This window comes from Curtobacterium sp. PhB191, from assembly GCF_004346515.1.
In the GTDB taxonomy this organism is placed as follows: domain Bacteria; phylum Actinomycetota; class Actinomycetes; order Actinomycetales; family Microbacteriaceae; genus Curtobacterium.
This window is the reverse complement of sequence record NZ_SMBV01000002.1, coordinates 168,837-184,246: the sequence shown is the minus strand read 5'-3', so window position 1 is coordinate 184,246 and position 15,410 is coordinate 168,837. Positions and strand designations below refer to the sequence as shown.

The window sequence follows — 15,410 nt, the reverse complement described above, 5'->3', positions numbered from 1 at the left end:
GGGTGGACGTTCCGAGGGTCGGCACGGATGTCCGGTTCGGGCGGCGGCGCCCGATGTGGTGGGGGAAGGTGTTGCCGCCGAGGTACGGGGGTTCGGGGACCTGTGCGGTCCCCGAACCCCCGTCCGGTGGTCGCGAGGCAGGATACCTGCCCACGCGGTGCTCTCGAGGAGAGCGGTGTTACTTCGTGACCTCGATGTCGTAGTACAGCGGCACCGAGTTCCAACCGAACTTCACGTTGGACACGTTGTCGGCGTTCCAGACACCGGTGACGTTCGAGTACCAGAGCGGGATCTCCGGGAGGTCCTTGAACAGGAGCTCCTGGGCCTGGTCGAAGGACTTGTTGCCCTCTTCGACCGTGGCGGCCGAACGGCCCTCGGCGAGCAGGTCGTTGTACTCCTTGGAGTCGTACCGCGAGTAGTTGTTCGACGAGCCCTCACCCATGGTCGGGCCGAGGAAGTTGTACAGCGACGGGTAGTCGGCCTGCCAACCGGTGCGGCTGCCGCCCGTGAGCTTGTCGTTCGTCTGGAGGTCAAGGGCCTCCTGGAACGTCGGGATCGCGTTGCCCTCGGCCTTGATGCCGAGCGTGTTCGAGATCGAGTTCGTGACCGCGGTCACCCACGCCTCGTGCCCACCGTCGGCGTTGTACGTGATGGTGAGGGTGTCGTCGTACTTCGAGATCTTGTCGGCCTCGGCCCACAGCTTCTTGGCCTCGGACTCGTTGTAGTCCAGGACGTCGGAGCCGTCGAGGTCGTCGTTCCAGCCCGCGATGACCGGCGACGTGAAGTCCTTCGCCGGGGTGCGCGTGCCGTCGAAGATCTTGTCGGTGATCTGCTTGCGGTTGATGGCCATCGAGACGGCCTCACGACGCAGCGTGCCTTCCTCGCCCTTCCAGTGGTCGAGGTAGTACGGCAGGTAGATCGCCTGGAAGATGGCGGCCGGCTGGTTGACGTTCGAGTCCGGGAAGTCCGACTTGTACGTCGCGAAGGCTGCGTCCGGCACGGCGTCGAGGACGTCGAGGTTGCCGCCCTGCGCGTCGGAGTACGCGGTGTCCTGCGAGGCGTAGAACGTGATCGTCAGACCACCGTTCTTCGGCTTGCGCTTGCCCTCGTAGTCCTTGTTGGTGACGAGCTTGATGGACTGGTTGTGCGTCCAGGCCTTCTTGCCGTCGAGCTTGTACGGACCGTTGCCGATCGGGCTCTCACCGAACGCCTTGGTGTCGTCGTAGAACGAGGACGGCAGCGGCACGAACGCCGAGTAGCCGAGCGACAGCGGGAAGTCCGACTGGGCCGACTTCAGCGTGACGGTGAACTCGTCGTCGTCGACGACCTTGAGGCCCGTGAGCTCCGAGTCCTTGTCGGCGTTGTAGCCCTCGATGTTCTCGAAGAAGTAGCTGGCGCCCTGGGCGTTCGACTTCTGCGCGGCCCAGTTCCAGGCCTTGGTGAAGGACTCCGCGGTGACCTTCTCGCCGTTCGTGAACGTGTAGTTCGTGTTCAGCTTGATGTCGAAGGTCTTCGAGTCATCGGTGTCGATGCTCTTCGCGACCTCGTTGACGGACTTGCCGTCGGCGTCGTAGGACACGAGGCCCTCGAAGAGCGAGTCGATGATCTTGCCGCCACCGGTCTCGGTGGTGTTCGACGGGATCAGCGGGTTCTGCGGCTCGCTGCCGTTGGTCGTGACGATGCCGGAGGCGTTGGACGAGCCCGAGCCACCCCCACTGTTGCTGTTGCTGGAGCAGGCGGTCAGGGCGAGTGCTGTGGCCCCGAGCACGGCGAGGGCTGTGAGCCCGGCGCGCTTCTTGATCAAGGTTCCTCCTGGTGCATGGGACGCGCAAGGGCACAGCGGTGTCACCCGGGCGCGTTTGACATCTGCACTGTAGGCAAGGTGGACAGCAGCCTCCAAACCCTGGAGCGAACGGTTACAAGCCGGTAACCAACTTGCACGATCCTTGCGAGAAGATGCAAGATTCGCGCGCTTGCTGGACGCCCTCGCGCTTTTGTTGCATCTGCATGAAATTCGTTGCACTGCGACACAGTTCTGTGCAAGGAAGACCTGTCCCGAGTCCCCCTCAGGACCCGGGCATCCGCGCCGCACCAGCCGTACCGTGAACACGTGCTCGCGAACGACATCCCCCATCTCCACGTCCCCTCCTCCCCCACCGTCAGCGGTGATCCCGGGGACGGCGGAGCAGCCTTCGTCGCGGTCTCGCGTCCGGACCTCGAACAGGACGCGTACCGCAGCACCATCGAACGCGTGACCGGCGAGGGCGCGGTCCGCTGGACGTCGGGCGACCGCGATTCGTCGCCGACACTGTCACCGGACGGTCGCTGGCTCGCCTTCCTCCGGTCCGTCGACGACGACCACGGCGTCGCCCACCCACAGCTCGCCGTCGCACCGGTGCACGGCGGCGAGGCCCGCGTCGTCACCGCGCTCCCCCTCGGTGCCGGCGACCCCGTCTGGTCGCCCGACTCGACACGTGTCGCGGTGACCGCACGGTTCCCCGAACCCGGGCGCTACGGCTCCGCAGTCCCCGGCGGCGACCGTCGCCCGGCAGCGGCCGCCGAGGCGCCGCGGCTCGTGTCGCGGCTCGACTTCCACGTCGACGGCACGGGGTACCTGCTCGACAAGCCGCAGCAGATCGTGGTCGTCGACGTCACCGACCCGGCAGCGGCACCGGTGGACTCCCCGCTCACGAGCGCGCCCTGCTCGGTCTCCGCACCGGCCTGGTACCCGGACGGCGGCGCGCTCCTCGTCGTCGCCCCGCGAGACCTCGGTGTGCGTGAGACCCACGACGACGACCTGTACCGCGTCGACGCGTCCGACGGCACGATCGCGCTGGCGATCCGGACCGAGGGCTCCGTCAGCTCGATCGCGATCGCCCCGGACCGTACCGTCCACTACGTCGGGGCGTCGCACCGCGACGGGCGACTGGTCGGCGAACCCGAAGGACTGTGGGTCGCGGCCCACGACTCCGAACCGGTCCGACTGACCGCGCGCGAGACGGTCGACGTCTCCGGGACGCCGGTGTTCCACCGCGACGACGTCCTCGTGCAGGTGCTCGACCGCGGCACCGTCACCGTCCGTCGTGTCCCGGCCGGCACGACGGCTCCGCTCCGGCTGGACCAACTGGGGGTCGTCCTCGGCGGCCGTCTGGTCGTCTCGGGCTTCGACGTCGACGGGGACGTCCTGGTCGCCACGGCTGCCACGACGGACTCGCCCGGCGAGGTCCACGTGGTCGACCTGACCGTGACCGACGATGCCCTCCCGACGGTGCTCACCGACTACGCGGCCCCGCTTCGGTCCGAGGCGTCGGCCCCCGGTGTCCGCCGCATCGAGGAGCTCACCGGGAACGCTCCCGACGGCACCCCGGTGCACGGCTGGGTCGTCCTGCCCGAGGGCGAGGGGCCGCACCCCGTCCTCCGGGTGGTGCACGGCGGACCGTTCGGCCAGGACACCTGGGCGTTCTTCGACGAGGCGCAGGTCTACGCCAGTGCCGGGTACGCCGTCGTCATCGGCAACCCGCGCGGTTCCGGCGGGTACGGCCTCGACCACGGCCGCGCGGTCATCGGGGCGATGGGCACCGTCGACGTCGACGACGTGCTCGCCCTGCTCGACGCAGCGCTCGAGCGCCCCGACCTCGACGCGGCACGCGTCGGCATCATGGGCGGCTCGTACGGCGGGTTCATGACGAGCTGGGTCGCCGCGCACCACGGCGAGCGGTTCGTCGCCGCGTGGAGCGAGCGCGCCGTGAACGCGTGGGACTCGTTCGCGGGCAGTTCCGACATCGGTTGGTACTTCGCCGACGCGTACGTCGGTGCCGACCCGGGAGAGCAGCGTCGCCGCAGCCCGCTGACGTACGCCGCGCAGGTCACCATCCCGTTCATGGTCGCGCACTCGGAAGCCGACTGGCGCTGCCCGATCGAGCAGGGGCAGCGCCAGTTCGTGGCCCTCCGGCGCGCGGGAGTCGACGCGTCGTTCCTCGCGTTCCCCGGCGAGGGCCACGAACTCTCCCGCTCCGGCACGCCGTGGCACCGCGTGCAGCGGTTCGAGCACGTCCTCGCGTGGTGGGCGCAGCACCTGCCCGTCACGCCGGTGGACGCGGGTCGCTAGGCGAACGCCTCCACCGGCGGGCACGCGCACACCAGGTTGCGGTCGCCGTACGCCTGGTCGATCCGGCGCACCGGCGGCCAGTACTTGCGGCCGCTGATGCCGGGCAGCGGGTAGACGGCCTGCTCGCGGGTGTAGGCGTGCGCCCACTCCCCCGAGATCACCGACGATGCCGTGTGCGGGGCGTGCACGAGCGGGTTGTCGTCCGCCGGCCACTCCCCGCGCTCCACCGCCGAGGCCTCGGCACGGATGGCGAGCATCGCGTCGACGAACCGGTCGAGCTCGGCCAGGTCCTCGCTCTCGGTCGGCTCCACCATCAGGGTGCCGGCGACCGGGAACGACATGGTCGGGGCGTGGAAGCCGTAGTCGACCAGGCGCTTCGCGACGTCGTCGACGGTGATGCCGGTGGTGTCGCGCAACGGCCGCAGGTCGAGGATGCACTCGTGCGCCACGAGGCCGTCCTCGCCCGTGTAGAGCACCGGGAACGCGTCGCGCAGGCGGGCCGCGATGTAGTTCGCCCCGAGCACGGCTGCTTCGGTCGCACGGGTGAGGCCCTCGAGCCCCATCATCCGGACGTAGGTCCACGTGATGGGCAGGATGCTCGGGCTGCCGTACGGTGCCGCGCTGACCGGGCCGCCGGCGTGCGCCAGGCGGTCGTCGGCCTCGGCCGCGGTCGAACCGGGCCGTCGGTCGGCCTGCTGCGCGAACGGGTGCCCCGGCAGGTACGGCGCCAGGTGCGCCTTCGCCGCGACCGGACCGACACCGGGTCCGCCACCGCCGTGCGGGATGCAGAAGGTCTTGTGCAGGTTGAGGTGCGAGACGTCGCCGCCGAAGTCGCCGAAGCGGGCGTGGCCGAGCAGGGCGTTGAGGTTCGCGCCGTCGACGTAGACCTGCCCGCCGGCGTCGTGCACGGCGTCGCAGATCTCGCGGATGTCGTGCTCGTACACGCCGTGGGTCGATGGGTACGTGATCATCAGCGCCGCGAGGGTGTCGGCGTGCTGTTCCGTCTTCGCGCGGAGGTCAGCGAGGTCGACGTTGCCGTTCTCGTCGCAGGCGACCACGACGACCTTCATGCCGGCGAGCACCGCGGACGCGGCGTTCGTACCGTGCGCGCTCGACGGGATGAGGCAGACGGTGCGCTCGGTGTCGCCGTTCGCCAGGTGGTACCCGCGGATCGCGAGGAGTCCGGCGAGCTCACCCTGGCTGCCGGCGTTCGGCTGCAGGGACACGGTGTCGTACCCGGTGACCTCGGCCAGCCAGGACTCCAGGTCACCGATCATGTCGAGGTAGCCCTCGACGTCGCCGCGCGGCGCGAACGGGTGGATGTTCGCGAACTCCGGCCACGTCACCGCGGCCATCTCGGTCGCCGCGTTGAGCTTCATCGTGCAGCTGCCGAGCGGGATCATGCCCCGGTCGAGCGCGTAGTCCTTGTCCGCCAGGTGCTTCAGGTACCGCATCATGCGGGTCTCGCTGCGGTGTGCGCTGAAGACCGGGTGCGTCAGGTACTCGCCCTCGCGCAGCAGACCGGCCGGGAGGCCCGTGGCCGCGTCCCGCACGGCCGCCTCGGTCGCCGGGACGGTCACGTCCACCGCCCCGAACACGCCCGCTAGTCGGGTGACGTCGTCGGGCGTGGTCGTCTCGTCGACGGAGAGCTGGAACACGTCCTCGTCCACCTGGTGCAGCAGGAAGTCGGCGTCCTGCGCTGCGGCGACGACCGCCCCGGCGCGACCGGTGGCCCGCAGGGTGAGCGTGTCGAAGAACGCGTCGTGCACGACCTCGAGCCCGGCGTCGCGGGCGACCTCGGCGAGCGCCGACGTCGTCCGGGCGACCCGGTTCGCGATGAAGCGCAGCCCCTCGGGCCCGTGGTAGACGGCGTACATCGAGGCCATGACGGCGAGCAGGACCTGCGCGGTGCAGATGTTGCTCGTCGCCTTCTCGCGCCGGATGTGCTGCTCGCGGGTCTGCAGGCTGAGGCGGTAGGCCATCGCACCGTCGGCGTCGAAGGACACCCCGACCAGGCGACCGGGCAGCTGGCGTTCGAGCCCTGCACGCACGGCGAGGTAGCCGGCGTGCGGGCCGCCGAAGCCGAGCGGGACGCCGAAGCGCTGGCTCGTCCCCACGGCGACGTCGGCCCCCAGGTCACCGGGGCTGGCGAGCAGGGTCATGGCGAGCAGGTCGGCCGCGACGACGGCGATTCCGCCGCCGGCGTGGACGCGCTCGATGATCGACGACGGGTCGACGATCCGGCCGGAGGCACCGGGGTACTGCACGATCACGCCGAAGGCGCCGTCGAGCTGCTCGTCGGTCGGCCCGGTGACAGGGTCGAACGCACGCAGCGTGATGCCGACGGCGTCGGCGCGGTGGTCGAGCAGCGCGCGGGTCTGCGGCAGCAGGTCGTCGTCGACCAGGAACGCGTCGCCCTTGACCTTGGACGCGCGGCGAGCGAGGAGCATGCCCTCGACCACGGCGGTGCCCTCGTCGAGCATCGAGGCGCCGGCGGTGGCCATGCCCGTCAGGTCGGAGACCATGGTCTGGAAGTTGATGAGCGCTTCGAGCCGGCCCTGCGAGATCTCCGGCTGGTACGGCGTGTAGGCCGTGTACCAGCTCGGGTTCTCGAGCACGTTCCGCTGGATCACGGCGGGGGTGTGGGTGCCGTGGTAGCCGAGGCCGATCATGGCCCGGCGGACGGTGTTGCGTCCGGCCTTGGTGCGGAGTTCGGCGAGCGCCTCGGTCTCGCCGACGGCGGCGGGGATCACCGATTCGGTGACGGGTGCTGCGTGGATCGACTCCGGGATCGCCGCGCGGACCAGGGCGTCGAGCGACGGCCGGCCGACGGTGTCGAGCATCGTCTGCTGGTCGGCCGGAGTGGTGCCGATGTGGCGGTCGGCGAACGAGGTCTGCAGGTTCTGGAACCCCCGCTGGTCGTCGGGGCCGGTCATGCGATGGACGCCCGGTACGCGTCGTGGTCCATCAGGTCCTCGGGGAACGAGGTGCCGTCGACCTTGATCTTGACGAGCCAGCCGGTGCCGAACGGGTCCTGGTTGACGGTGTCGGGGGCGTCGACCACGGCGTCGTTGACCGCAACGACCTCGCCCTCGATCGGCGCGAAGAGTTCACCGACGCTCTTGGTGGACTCGATCTCGCCGATCTGCTCGCCCGCGGTGGTGGCGGTGCCGACGGCGGGGAGCTCGACGTAGACGACGTCACCGAGCTGCTCGGCGGCGTGGTCGGTGATGCCGACGGTGACGGTGTCGCCCTCGACGAGGAGCCACTCGTGGTCGGCGGTGTACTGGAGTGCGGTCTGGTCGCTCACGGGATCAGCCTTTCTGAGGACGGCGGTAGAAGGGGAACGCGGTGACGGTGCTGGGGATGGCCGTTCCGCGGACGTCGATGTGCAGGACTTGTCCCTCGGTGGCGAGCGCCGGGTCCACGAAGGCCATCGCGACCGGGTGGCCGAGCGTCGGCGAGAGGGCACCCGAGGTGACGGTGCCGACGACCGTGCCGTCGTGCACCACGTCGTAGCCGGCACGCGGGGCGCGGCGCCCCTCGGTGACGAGCCCGACGAGCACGCGGGCGTCGTCCGACGGCGCGACACCGGCAGCGCCGACGAAGTCACCGCTCTTCGCGACCACGCGGCCGAGGCCTGCCTGGGCGGGGCGCACGTCGGTGCCGAGCTCGTGCCCGTACAGGGGCATGCCGGCCTCGAGCCGCAGGGTGTCGCGTGCCGCGAGCCCTGCGGGGACGACACCGCGGTCGGCGCCGGCCTCGAGCAGCGCGTCCCAGATCGCCGGGGCGACCTCGGGTGCGCTGTAGAGCTCGAAGCCGTCCTCGCCGGTGTACCCGGTGCGGGCGACGAGCACCTCGGAGCCGTCGAACACGGCGTGCAGGGCGCGGTAGTAGCCGAGGTCGTCGAGGGGGCTCTCCGGCTGCAGGCGGTCGGCGACGACGAGGGCGTCGAGCGTGCCGGCGGCCGCGGGGCCCTGGATCGCGACGAGTGCGGTGCTGTCCGAGTCGTCCGACACCGCGACGTCGAAGCCGTCGGTGCGCGCGGACAGTGCGGCGACGGCGACCTCGCGGTTCGAGGCATTCGCGACGACGAGGAACACGTCGTCGTCGGTGCGGTACACGACGAGGTCGTCGAGGATCCCGCCGTCCTCGGCGAGCAGCAGCGAGTACTTCGCGCGGCCGAGCGGCATCGCGCCGAAGGAGCCGGCGAGCGCGTGGTCGAGGAACACGACGGCGTCCGGACCGGTGACGCCGATCTCGGCCATGTGCGACAGGTCGAAGACCCCGGCCGACTGACGCACGGCGTGGTGCTCGGCGAGGTCGGACGAGTAGCGCACGGGCATGCGGTACCCGGCGAAGTCGGTGAAGGTCGCACCGGCGGCTTCGTGCGCGGGTTCGAGCGGGGACGAACGCAGTGGCGTCGGACTCATGGCGGAGTTCTCCTGGCATCAGCAGGGCCCGGCGACGATCGCCGGGTGGAACTCCCCCTCTGTCATGGGCCTGAGAGTTTCACCGCGGCCCGTGAGGTCCGGCGGCTTTCACCGTGGGCGAGACGACTGAGCGTCTGCTTTTCAGAGTGGCCTGTCCGCTGCGGTGTGGGACCTGAGAGATTGACGGGGGGATTGCTCCTTCGGTGCCGTGCGTGCGCCCGAGGGCACGTGCAGGGCGTCTCCCGCGACGGATGAGCGGCCGGTGTGTTCAGTTGTCCGCGCCGAGCATACCGAGACCGCGTTACGAACGTGTGTCGCGTACCGGCCTTCGACATCTCGTAGAATGCGGGGATGGCCGGACAGCGATCACGCCCCAGGGGGCAGCTCGAGCAAGCGGTGCTCGACGCGCTCCGCTCCGTGACCGACGGCCTCACCGCACGACAGGTGCTCGATGCCTTCCCGGAGCCCCGGCCGGCGCTGACCACCGTGCTCACCGTCCTCGACCGGCTCGGCCGCAAGGGCCAGGTGGAGCGGCAGGAGCACGACGACGCCCCGCTGAGCTTCCGTGCCGTGCACAGTCGCGACGAACAGACCGCGTCCCTCATGTCGAGTGCGCTCGCCGCCTCGGCCGACCGCGAAGCAGCGTTGCTGCAGTTCACCGGCTCGCTCGCCTCCGACGACCTCGAGGCCCTGCGCCGCGCCCTCGACGCCCGCGCACGTTCCTGACCGGGGTCGCTCCGTGGTCGTCGCCGGCATCGCGCTCATCGTCCTCGCCCTGCTGGTGGTCGTGTTCGCACCGAGGGTGCTGACCCGATCCGCGTGGACCATCGACCGCCCGCGCACCGCCCTGGTCTGCTGGTCGCTCGCGGTGCTGCTCGGCGTCGTCGGGTTCGTCGCCGGCATCGCCCTCGTCGTGCTCGCCGACCGCCCGCTCACCGAGCTCCTCGGCGGTGACGGCTCCCCCACGCACGGCTTCAACGTCGGCGTTGCACTGCTCGCGGTCATCGCGTTCGTCGTCGCCGTCCGCGTCCGGCCCGGGCCCGAGCACGAGGCCGTCCGCCAGGCCATGCGCTCCGGCGTCGCGCCGCACCGCGAGATCGACGGCACCCCGGTGGCCGTCGTCGACGCGGACCACGCCCTGGCCTGCGCCGTGCCCGGGCGGAGCGGCGGTGTGCTGGTCAGCACCGGCTTGGCAGACCGGTTGCGGACGGACGAACTGGAGGCGGTGGTCGCCCACGAGCGCGCCCACCTGACCCAGCACCACGCGGCTGCGGTCGCGGTCGCCGAATCGATCGAACGTGCGGTCCCGTGGGTGCCCGGTGCGCGCGCTATGGCGCGCTCGACGCGCGTCCTCGTGGAGTTCGCCGCCGACGACGCCGCAGCCCGACGTGTCGGACGCGACGCCCTGCGCCGGGCCGTCCTGGTGGCGGACGAGAGCAGCGCGCTCGGGGCAATCCGGGCCTCCCGTCTGTCCTGAGCGAGCACGTGTCGGAGGCGAGGCATATGGTGATCGGACCGTGAAGCCACTGACCGAAGCCGACATCCGATCCTCGTTCGTCAACGCCACCCCCGACGAGCTCGAGCAGCTGCCGATCCCCGGCCTGCACGAGATGCTCTGGGACGAGCGCGAGTTCCTGGGCTGGCGCGACCCGCAGGCCGCCCGCCGCGGGTACATCGTGTCCTGGATCGACGACCGCCCCGTGGGCATCATCGTCCGGTCCGCGGGCGGGTCCCTGCGCGCCGGCATCGCCGCGATGTGCTCGTTCTGCCACTCCCCCCAGCCGGCGACGCAGGTGCGGCTGTTCTCGGCACCCCGTGCGGGCGAGGCCGGGCGCAACGGCAACACGATCGGCACCTACATCTGCGAGGACCTCGGGTGCTCCATGCTCATCCGCACCGCTCCTCCGCACCTCAACCCGCCGGCGACGATCGCGATGCGCGGTGCCTCGCTGCTGCAGCGCGTGCAGAACTTCACCGCGGACATCATGAAGTCGGCGTGAGCCGCTTCGGCACCGCCCGCTGGGCCGTGGTCGAGGAACTCGGCGACGGCCGCTGGCGCCTCACCCTCCGCGACGAGGCCGATGACGAACTCGGTGCGTTCGGCCTCGGGGTCGAAGGGCCGTGGGACCCGGACGTCGAACCCCACGTCGGGTTCGTGCTCGTGCAGCTCGGGCTGACCCTGCGGGGTGCACGGCCGTGGCACGTCGACGAGCTCGGCGACCACCGGGCGCCCGTGCTCGCGCTCGGCTGAGCGAAGCGCTTCCAGCCGGGCGTCGCTCAGTCGGCGTCGCTCAGTCGGCTTCGACGAAGTTCCGCAGGATCTCGCGGTCGTCGTCGGCGCGCATCGCCCACGACAGCTCGCTGCGGTGATCGCTGTCGGTGAGCGGCAGCAGCACGACGGTGTCCGGTGCGGCGAGTGCGGCACTCTCCGGAGCGACGGTCACGCCGAGTCCCGCGCCCACCAGGTGCAGGACGGTGGCCCAGGTCGTGGCCTCCTGCACGACCACGGGCCGTCTGCCACCGGCGGTGACCGGGGCGAGGTTCCGCTCGGTCGCGAGCGAACCGGCCACGGCGGGGAAGAACACGAACGGCTCGTCCACGAGTTCGGTGCCTCGGATCGCCGTCCGGTCGGCGAGCCGGTGTCCGCGTGGGACCGCCGCGACGAACGCCTCGGTCCGGAACGGCAGCAGCCGCACGGCGGGGTCCGGGTCCGGGTCGCGCACGACGGCCAGGTCCAGCTCGCCCCGCACGATCCGGGCGAGGAGCGTCGACGAGTAACCCTCGGTCAGGTCCACACGGACCAGCGGGTACCGCGCACGGAACGCCTGCACGCGCTCGATCGGCCCGAGGGGCAGCGCGGAGACGACGAACCCGACGTCGAGCCGGCCGGCCTCGCCCCGCCCGACCCGCACCGTCTCGTCGAGATCGCGGCGCACCTGCCCGAGCAACGACCGCGCGCGCCCCTGCAGCACCTGGCCGGCGGCGGTGAGGGCGACGCTGCGGCTCGTCCGGACGAACAGGTCGACGCTGAGTTCGCGCTCGGTGCGGCGGATCTGCTGGGACAGCGCGGGCTGCGCGATGCGGAGGCGCTCGGCAGCGCGTCCGAAGTGCAGTTCGTCGGCCACGGCGAGGAACGCGCGGAGCTGACGGAGGTCGACGTCCGGATCCCGATCCATGCACGCAGCCTATCGATCGAAGCGAACGAGTATTGGACGTGACCTCATCCGGGTCGGAGGATGGACACATGCCCGAAGCGACCTCCACCGTCACCATCGCCGACCTCGCCACCCCCGCTGACGCCGAGGCGTTCCGTGTCCTCAACGAGGCCTGGATCACGCAGTTCTTCGCGCTCGAGGACGAGGACCGCAAGTTCCTCGGCGACCCCGTCGGTCACGTCGTCGAGCCCGGCGGCGCCGTCTTCGTCGCGCGACTCGACGACCAGGTGATCGGGTGCATCGGCATCGCGCCGACGACCCCTGGGGTGTTCGAGCTCGTGAAGATGGCCGTCGCGCCCGGTCATCAGGGGCACGGCACCGGTCGGAAGCTCATCGCCGCTGCACTCGACCGCGCCCGGGAGCTCGGCGCGCAGCGGATCGACCTCGAGAGCAACGCACAGCTGGCCAGCGCCGTGCACCTGTACGAGGCGTTCGGCTTCCGGCACCTGCGCGAGGACGAGCTCGTCCCGAGCCCCTACGTCCGCGCCGACGTGCACATGACGCTCGAGCTGCGCTGACGTTCGAGCTGCGCTGACGTTCGATCGGCACTGACGTTCGAGCGGCACTGACGGCGGACCGGAGGCTTCGGTACGCTCGCGGCATGGCGACGTACGAAGTGCAGGCGGTCCGTGAGCGCGGCGTGTGGCAGGTGTTCATCGACGGCTTCATGGTCACCGAGGTCGACCGCTGGCCAGCCGTCGGCTTCGTCGCCCGCGAGATCCTGGCGATGGACCGCACCGACGACCTGCAGATCCGCGTCGTCGGGCGCGATCAGTACATCGACTGACCCTGTCAGCGAGCGGCGGCGACCAACTGCTGTGCTCGCTGGTGCGACACGTGGAGCAGCGGTCCGATCTCACGCACCGTGAGTCCGGACTCGTGCAGGATCAGCGCCGCCGCGGCCGTCTCCTTCGCTGCCTCGATGCGCGCTCGCTCGGATTCTTCGCGGAGCGCCACCGCGCGGTCCAGGTGCGCCTGTGCCGCTTCGGGCATCGCCACCTCGACGACGAGCTCGAAGGACTCCGGATCGCGGTCGTCGTTCATCAACGAGAGCCAGTCGCGGGCCATGAGCTCGATCTCACGCTCGCGCTTCGCCTGGGTCCGGATGACCCCGTCGATCCAGATCACCCAGTACTTCTTGCCGCGCTCAGCTCGCACCGTGTGTCGGCTCATCGTCGCCCATCTCCTTCTCGGTCGCAGTCACGGAGGATGCCGCGCGCCGTCATCTCCTCCACCTCTCGGTGCCTCGGGACGACGATCGTGTTCCGACCGAAGCGGAACAGGTCGTGACTCCCGCCGTGACGGTGGAACACGAACGCGACATCGTTCTCGTCAGCCTTCCGCGCGAGCCGGCGAAGCAACTCCGTGCGCTTCACCGTAGTTCGCCAACCAGGACTAGGCAAGTCTGCCTATCGCGGCTGGACAAGGACGGCTCGTATGTCTGCATCCACCGACCGTGGCGGCCCGCGGAGTGCGATCCGGGAGCGCCGTGGTGATCTGTGGACGGGCTGCAGCCGGGGCATGCTGTGGAGGAACAGCGGTTGGCACTCGCACCGGCGAGACGCCACCATGGACGGCATGCGCACCACGTTCGACGACCTGATCGCGATCGGCGAAGCCGCCGACGTCACCGGCTGGGACTTCTCGTGGCTCGACGGCCGCGCCATCGAGGAACGCCCGCCGTGGGGCTACGCGAAGATGCTCGGCGAGCGACTCGGTCACCTCGCCGGGGTCTCCGGCACCGCGAGTCTCGACGTACAGACCGGCGGTGGTGAGGTCCTCGCCGAGGCGCCGGCGTTCCCGGCCGCCGCGGTCGCGACGGAGTCCTGGGCGCCGAACGTCGCCACCGCCACGCGACTCCTGCACCCACGCGGCGTGGTCGTCGTCGCCGATCCGGACGAGCCGCCGTTGCCCTTCGCCAACGGCGCCTTCGACCTCGTGACGAGCCGGCACCCCGCTGCGATCCACTGGGACGAGATCGCCCGGGTCCTTGCTCCCGGTGGCACGTACTTCGCCCAGCACGTCGGCCCGGCGAGCGTCTTCGAGCTGATCGAGTTCTTCCTCGGCCCGAAGCCCGTCGAGCGGCGCGGCCGGCACCACGACGACGAAGCCGACGCGGCACGTGCCGCCGGACTCGAGGTCGTCGAGCTGCGGACCGCGCGGACCCGGATCGAGATCCACGACGTCGCCGCGGTCGTCTACCTGCTCCGGAAGGTGATCTGGTGGGTGCCCGACTTCACCGTCGAGCGGTACCGCGACCGCCTGCTGGACCTGCACGAGCTGATCCAGCGGGACGGACCGTTCGTGGCGCACTCGACGCGCCACCTCATCGAGGCGCGCCGACCTGCCTGAGCCGAACCGGGCCTCCTGGCCGCATCACCGTCACGCGCTCACGCGACGTGCCAGACCAGCCCCTCCTGCGCACTCGACGGGTACGCCGAGGCGATGCGGAACACGGCTTCGCGCAGCGTCTCCGGTGAGCACGCCAGGTTGAGGCGGACGAACCCACGCCCCTCGCTCCCGAACCCGAGCCCGGAGTTCAGCGCGACGTAGGCGTTCTCACGCAGCGGCACGGCCGGGTCGTCGCCGAGCCCGATCCCGCGGAAGTCGAGCCAGGCCAGGTACCCGGCTCGGGGCCGCGTGTAGACGACACCGGGCAGGTGCTCGGCGAGGAGCTTCGCGAGCAGCCGGTCGTTGGCCACGATCCGGGACACCACGTCGTCGAGCCAGGTGGTCCCGACGGTGAACGCGGCGAGGTTCGCGTGCAGCCCGAGGATGCTCGTGCGGCAGGCGACCTCTTCCCACAGGGTGTCGAGGAGTGCGGCGGTCCGGTCGTCACCGGCGACGATGATCGAGCACTTCACGCCCGCGAGGTTCCAGCCCTTGCTCGCCGAGGTCACGCAGACGCTGCGGGCTCCGACGGGCTCGGCGACGGCCGCGAACGGGGTGAACTGCACGCCGGGGTGGGTCAGGGGTGCGTGGATCTCGTCGCTGATGACGAGGACGTCGTACTTCGCCGCGAGTTCGGCGATCGCGAGCAGGTCGGCGCGGTCGTGCACGAGCCCGACGGGGTTGTGCGGGTTGCAGAGCAGGAAGACGCCGACCCCGCTCGCGAACGCCCGCTCGAGTCCCTCGAGGTCGAGTCGGTACTGCCCCCACTGCTCGAGCAGCGGGACCTCTTCCACCTGACATCGGGCCTCGTCGACGAGCTCGAAGAACGGCGGGTACACCGGCGGCGTGATCGCGACGCGACCGCCGTCGGGCAGCGCGAGCCGCAGCGACTCGACGATGCCGACGCTGACGTCGGTGGCCAGGTGGATGCGGGACGGGTCGATCTCCCAGCCCCAGCGGTCGAGCGCGAACTGCGCGAACGCGGGCGCGAGTGGCCCGGGTCCGTCGAGGTAGCCGAGGTCGGACTGCGACACGCGCTCGATCAGGGCCTGCCGGATCTCCGGCGCGACGTCGTGGTCCATCTCGGCGACGAACAGGGGCAGCACGTCGGGCGCGTACCGCGTCCACTTGATGCTCGTACGGACCCCGCGGAGCGTGCCGACCGGGTCCTGCTCGTCGCTCGCCATGCGTCCCAGCATGCACCGACCGGGAGGCCCGGCGCGACTCCCGACGTCATCCCACGTCGTCTTCGGGTGGGCTCGC

At 70.8% G+C, this 15,410-nt stretch carries 15 protein-coding genes and 1 riboswitch; of the genes, 8 read left to right on the top strand and 7 right to left on the bottom strand.

Annotation, left to right across the window (positions count from 1 at the left end; all coding sequences use genetic code 11):
* Window positions 1-178: 178 nt before the first annotated feature.
* The gene (locus tag EDF48_RS04090) at window positions 179-1,804 is read right to left on the bottom strand and encodes an ABC transporter substrate-binding protein (protein ID WP_123938971.1); all 1,626 of its coding nucleotides are present in this window, start codon (window positions 1,802-1,804) and stop codon (window positions 179-181) included.
* Between the two features lie 306 nt (window positions 1,805-2,110).
* On the opposite strand from EDF48_RS04090, the gene EDF48_RS04085 reads away from it, so the two are divergent.
* On the top strand, window positions 2,111-4,108 hold the full coding sequence (locus tag EDF48_RS04085) for a S9 family peptidase (protein WP_131878320.1): 1,998 nt from the start codon (window positions 2,111-2,113) through the stop codon (window positions 4,106-4,108).
* Here EDF48_RS04085 and gcvP read toward each other — a convergent pair.
* Genes gcvP through gcvT form a run of 3 tightly spaced genes read right to left on the bottom strand, consistent with a single transcriptional unit; the run spans window position 4,105 to window position 8,541 of the window.
* A complete protein-coding gene (gene gcvP, locus EDF48_RS04080; RefSeq protein WP_131878318.1) occupies window positions 4,105-7,044 on the bottom strand; it encodes an aminomethyl-transferring glycine dehydrogenase in 2,940 nt (979 codons plus the stop codon). The genes EDF48_RS04085 and gcvP overlap by 4 nt on opposite strands.
* Window positions 7,041-7,418, bottom strand: a complete 378-nt coding sequence (gcvH, locus tag EDF48_RS04075) for a glycine cleavage system protein GcvH (RefSeq protein ID WP_123294121.1) — start codon at window positions 7,416-7,418, stop codon at window positions 7,041-7,043. The genes gcvP and gcvH overlap by 4 nt, the downstream gene beginning before the upstream one ends.
* A gap of 4 nt (window positions 7,419-7,422) precedes the next feature.
* A complete protein-coding gene (gene gcvT / locus EDF48_RS04070) occupies window positions 7,423-8,541 on the bottom strand; it encodes a glycine cleavage system aminomethyltransferase GcvT (protein WP_131878316.1) in 1,119 nt (372 codons plus the stop codon).
* Between the two features lie 49 nt (window positions 8,542-8,590).
* Window positions 8,591-8,696: riboswitch (glycine riboswitch) on the bottom strand.
* A gap of 196 nt (window positions 8,697-8,892) precedes the next feature.
* Between gcvT and EDF48_RS04065 the strand changes: the two genes are divergently transcribed.
* Genes EDF48_RS04065 through EDF48_RS04050 form a run of 4 tightly spaced genes read left to right on the top strand, consistent with a single transcriptional unit; the run spans window position 8,893 to window position 10,792 of the window.
* Complete coding sequence (locus EDF48_RS04065; RefSeq protein ID WP_111084962.1) at window positions 8,893-9,267, top strand: BlaI/MecI/CopY family transcriptional regulator; 375 nt, start codon at window positions 8,893-8,895, stop codon at window positions 9,265-9,267.
* 13 nt (window positions 9,268-9,280) lie between these two features.
* Window positions 9,281-10,018: a M48 family metalloprotease gene (locus tag EDF48_RS04060; RefSeq protein ID WP_111084961.1), complete on the top strand. Its 738-nt coding sequence runs from the start codon at window positions 9,281-9,283 to the stop codon at window positions 10,016-10,018.
* A gap of 40 nt (window positions 10,019-10,058) precedes the next feature.
* Window positions 10,059-10,541 carry an FBP domain-containing protein gene (locus tag EDF48_RS04055; RefSeq protein ID WP_123673093.1) on the top strand — a complete coding sequence of 161 codons (483 nt, stop codon included), beginning with the start codon at window positions 10,059-10,061 and terminating at the stop codon, window positions 10,539-10,541.
* The gene (locus EDF48_RS04050) at window positions 10,538-10,792 is read left to right on the top strand and encodes a hypothetical protein (protein WP_111084959.1); all 255 of its coding nucleotides are present in this window, start codon (window positions 10,538-10,540) and stop codon (window positions 10,790-10,792) included. Before EDF48_RS04055 ends, EDF48_RS04050 begins: the two co-directional genes overlap by 4 nt.
* 40 nt (window positions 10,793-10,832) lie before the next feature.
* On the opposite strand, the gene EDF48_RS04045 is transcribed toward EDF48_RS04050, so the two are convergent.
* The gene (locus tag EDF48_RS04045; protein ID WP_131878312.1) at window positions 10,833-11,717 is read right to left on the bottom strand and encodes a LysR substrate-binding domain-containing protein; all 885 of its coding nucleotides are present in this window, start codon (window positions 11,715-11,717) and stop codon (window positions 10,833-10,835) included.
* Window positions 11,718-11,785: 68 nt separating this feature from the next.
* Between EDF48_RS04045 and EDF48_RS04040 the strand changes: the two genes are divergently transcribed.
* Both EDF48_RS04040 and EDF48_RS04035 read left to right on the top strand, forming a co-directional pair.
* Complete coding sequence (locus tag EDF48_RS04040; protein ID WP_131878310.1) at window positions 11,786-12,274, top strand: GNAT family N-acetyltransferase; 489 nt, start codon at window positions 11,786-11,788, stop codon at window positions 12,272-12,274.
* Window positions 12,275-12,357: 83 nt separating this feature from the next.
* Window positions 12,358-12,543 (top strand): hypothetical protein, encoded by a 186-nt coding sequence (locus tag EDF48_RS04035; RefSeq protein ID WP_131878308.1) that lies wholly within the window; start codon window positions 12,358-12,360, stop codon window positions 12,541-12,543.
* Between the two features lie 5 nt (window positions 12,544-12,548).
* On the opposite strand, the gene EDF48_RS04030 is transcribed toward EDF48_RS04035, so the two are convergent.
* Window positions 12,549-12,929: a hypothetical protein gene (locus EDF48_RS04030; RefSeq protein ID WP_131878306.1), complete on the bottom strand. Its 381-nt coding sequence runs from the start codon at window positions 12,927-12,929 to the stop codon at window positions 12,549-12,551.
* Window positions 12,930-13,334: 405 nt separating this feature from the next.
* Between EDF48_RS04030 and EDF48_RS04020 the strand changes: the two genes are divergently transcribed.
* Entirely contained in the window at window positions 13,335-14,108 is a 774-nt protein-coding gene (locus EDF48_RS04020; RefSeq protein WP_131878304.1) for a methyltransferase domain-containing protein, read from the top strand.
* A gap of 38 nt (window positions 14,109-14,146) precedes the next feature.
* Here the strand turns inward: EDF48_RS04020 and EDF48_RS04015 are convergent, their stop codons facing one another.
* Window positions 14,147-15,334: an aminotransferase class I/II-fold pyridoxal phosphate-dependent enzyme gene (locus EDF48_RS04015; protein ID WP_243648879.1), complete on the bottom strand. Its 1,188-nt coding sequence runs from the start codon at window positions 15,332-15,334 to the stop codon at window positions 14,147-14,149.
* Window positions 15,335-15,410 lie beyond the last annotated feature (76 nt).

Coding starts and splice junctions, on each gene's coding strand:
- gcvP (WP_131878318.1), bottom strand. CDS start 7,044: ATGACCGGCCCCGACGACCAGCGGGGGTTCCAGAACCTGCAGACCTCG.
- gcvT (WP_131878316.1), bottom strand. CDS start 8,541: ATGAGTCCGACGCCACTGCGTTCGTCCCCGCTCGAACCCGCGCACGAA.
- EDF48_RS04065 (WP_111084962.1), top strand. CDS start 8,893: ATGGCCGGACAGCGATCACGCCCCAGGGGGCAGCTCGAGCAAGCGGTG.
- EDF48_RS04045 (WP_131878312.1), bottom strand. CDS start 11,717: ATGGATCGGGATCCGGACGTCGACCTCCGTCAGCTCCGCGCGTTCCTC.
- EDF48_RS04040 (WP_131878310.1), top strand. CDS start 11,786: ATGCCCGAAGCGACCTCCACCGTCACCATCGCCGACCTCGCCACCCCC.
- EDF48_RS04035 (WP_131878308.1), top strand. CDS start 12,358: ATGGCGACGTACGAAGTGCAGGCGGTCCGTGAGCGCGGCGTGTGGCAG.
- EDF48_RS04030 (WP_131878306.1), bottom strand. CDS start 12,929: ATGAGCCGACACACGGTGCGAGCTGAGCGCGGCAAGAAGTACTGGGTG.
- EDF48_RS04020 (WP_131878304.1), top strand. CDS start 13,335: ATGCGCACCACGTTCGACGACCTGATCGCGATCGGCGAAGCCGCCGAC.
- EDF48_RS04015 (WP_243648879.1), bottom strand. CDS start 15,334: ATGGCGAGCGACGAGCAGGACCCGGTCGGCACGCTCCGCGGGGTCCGT.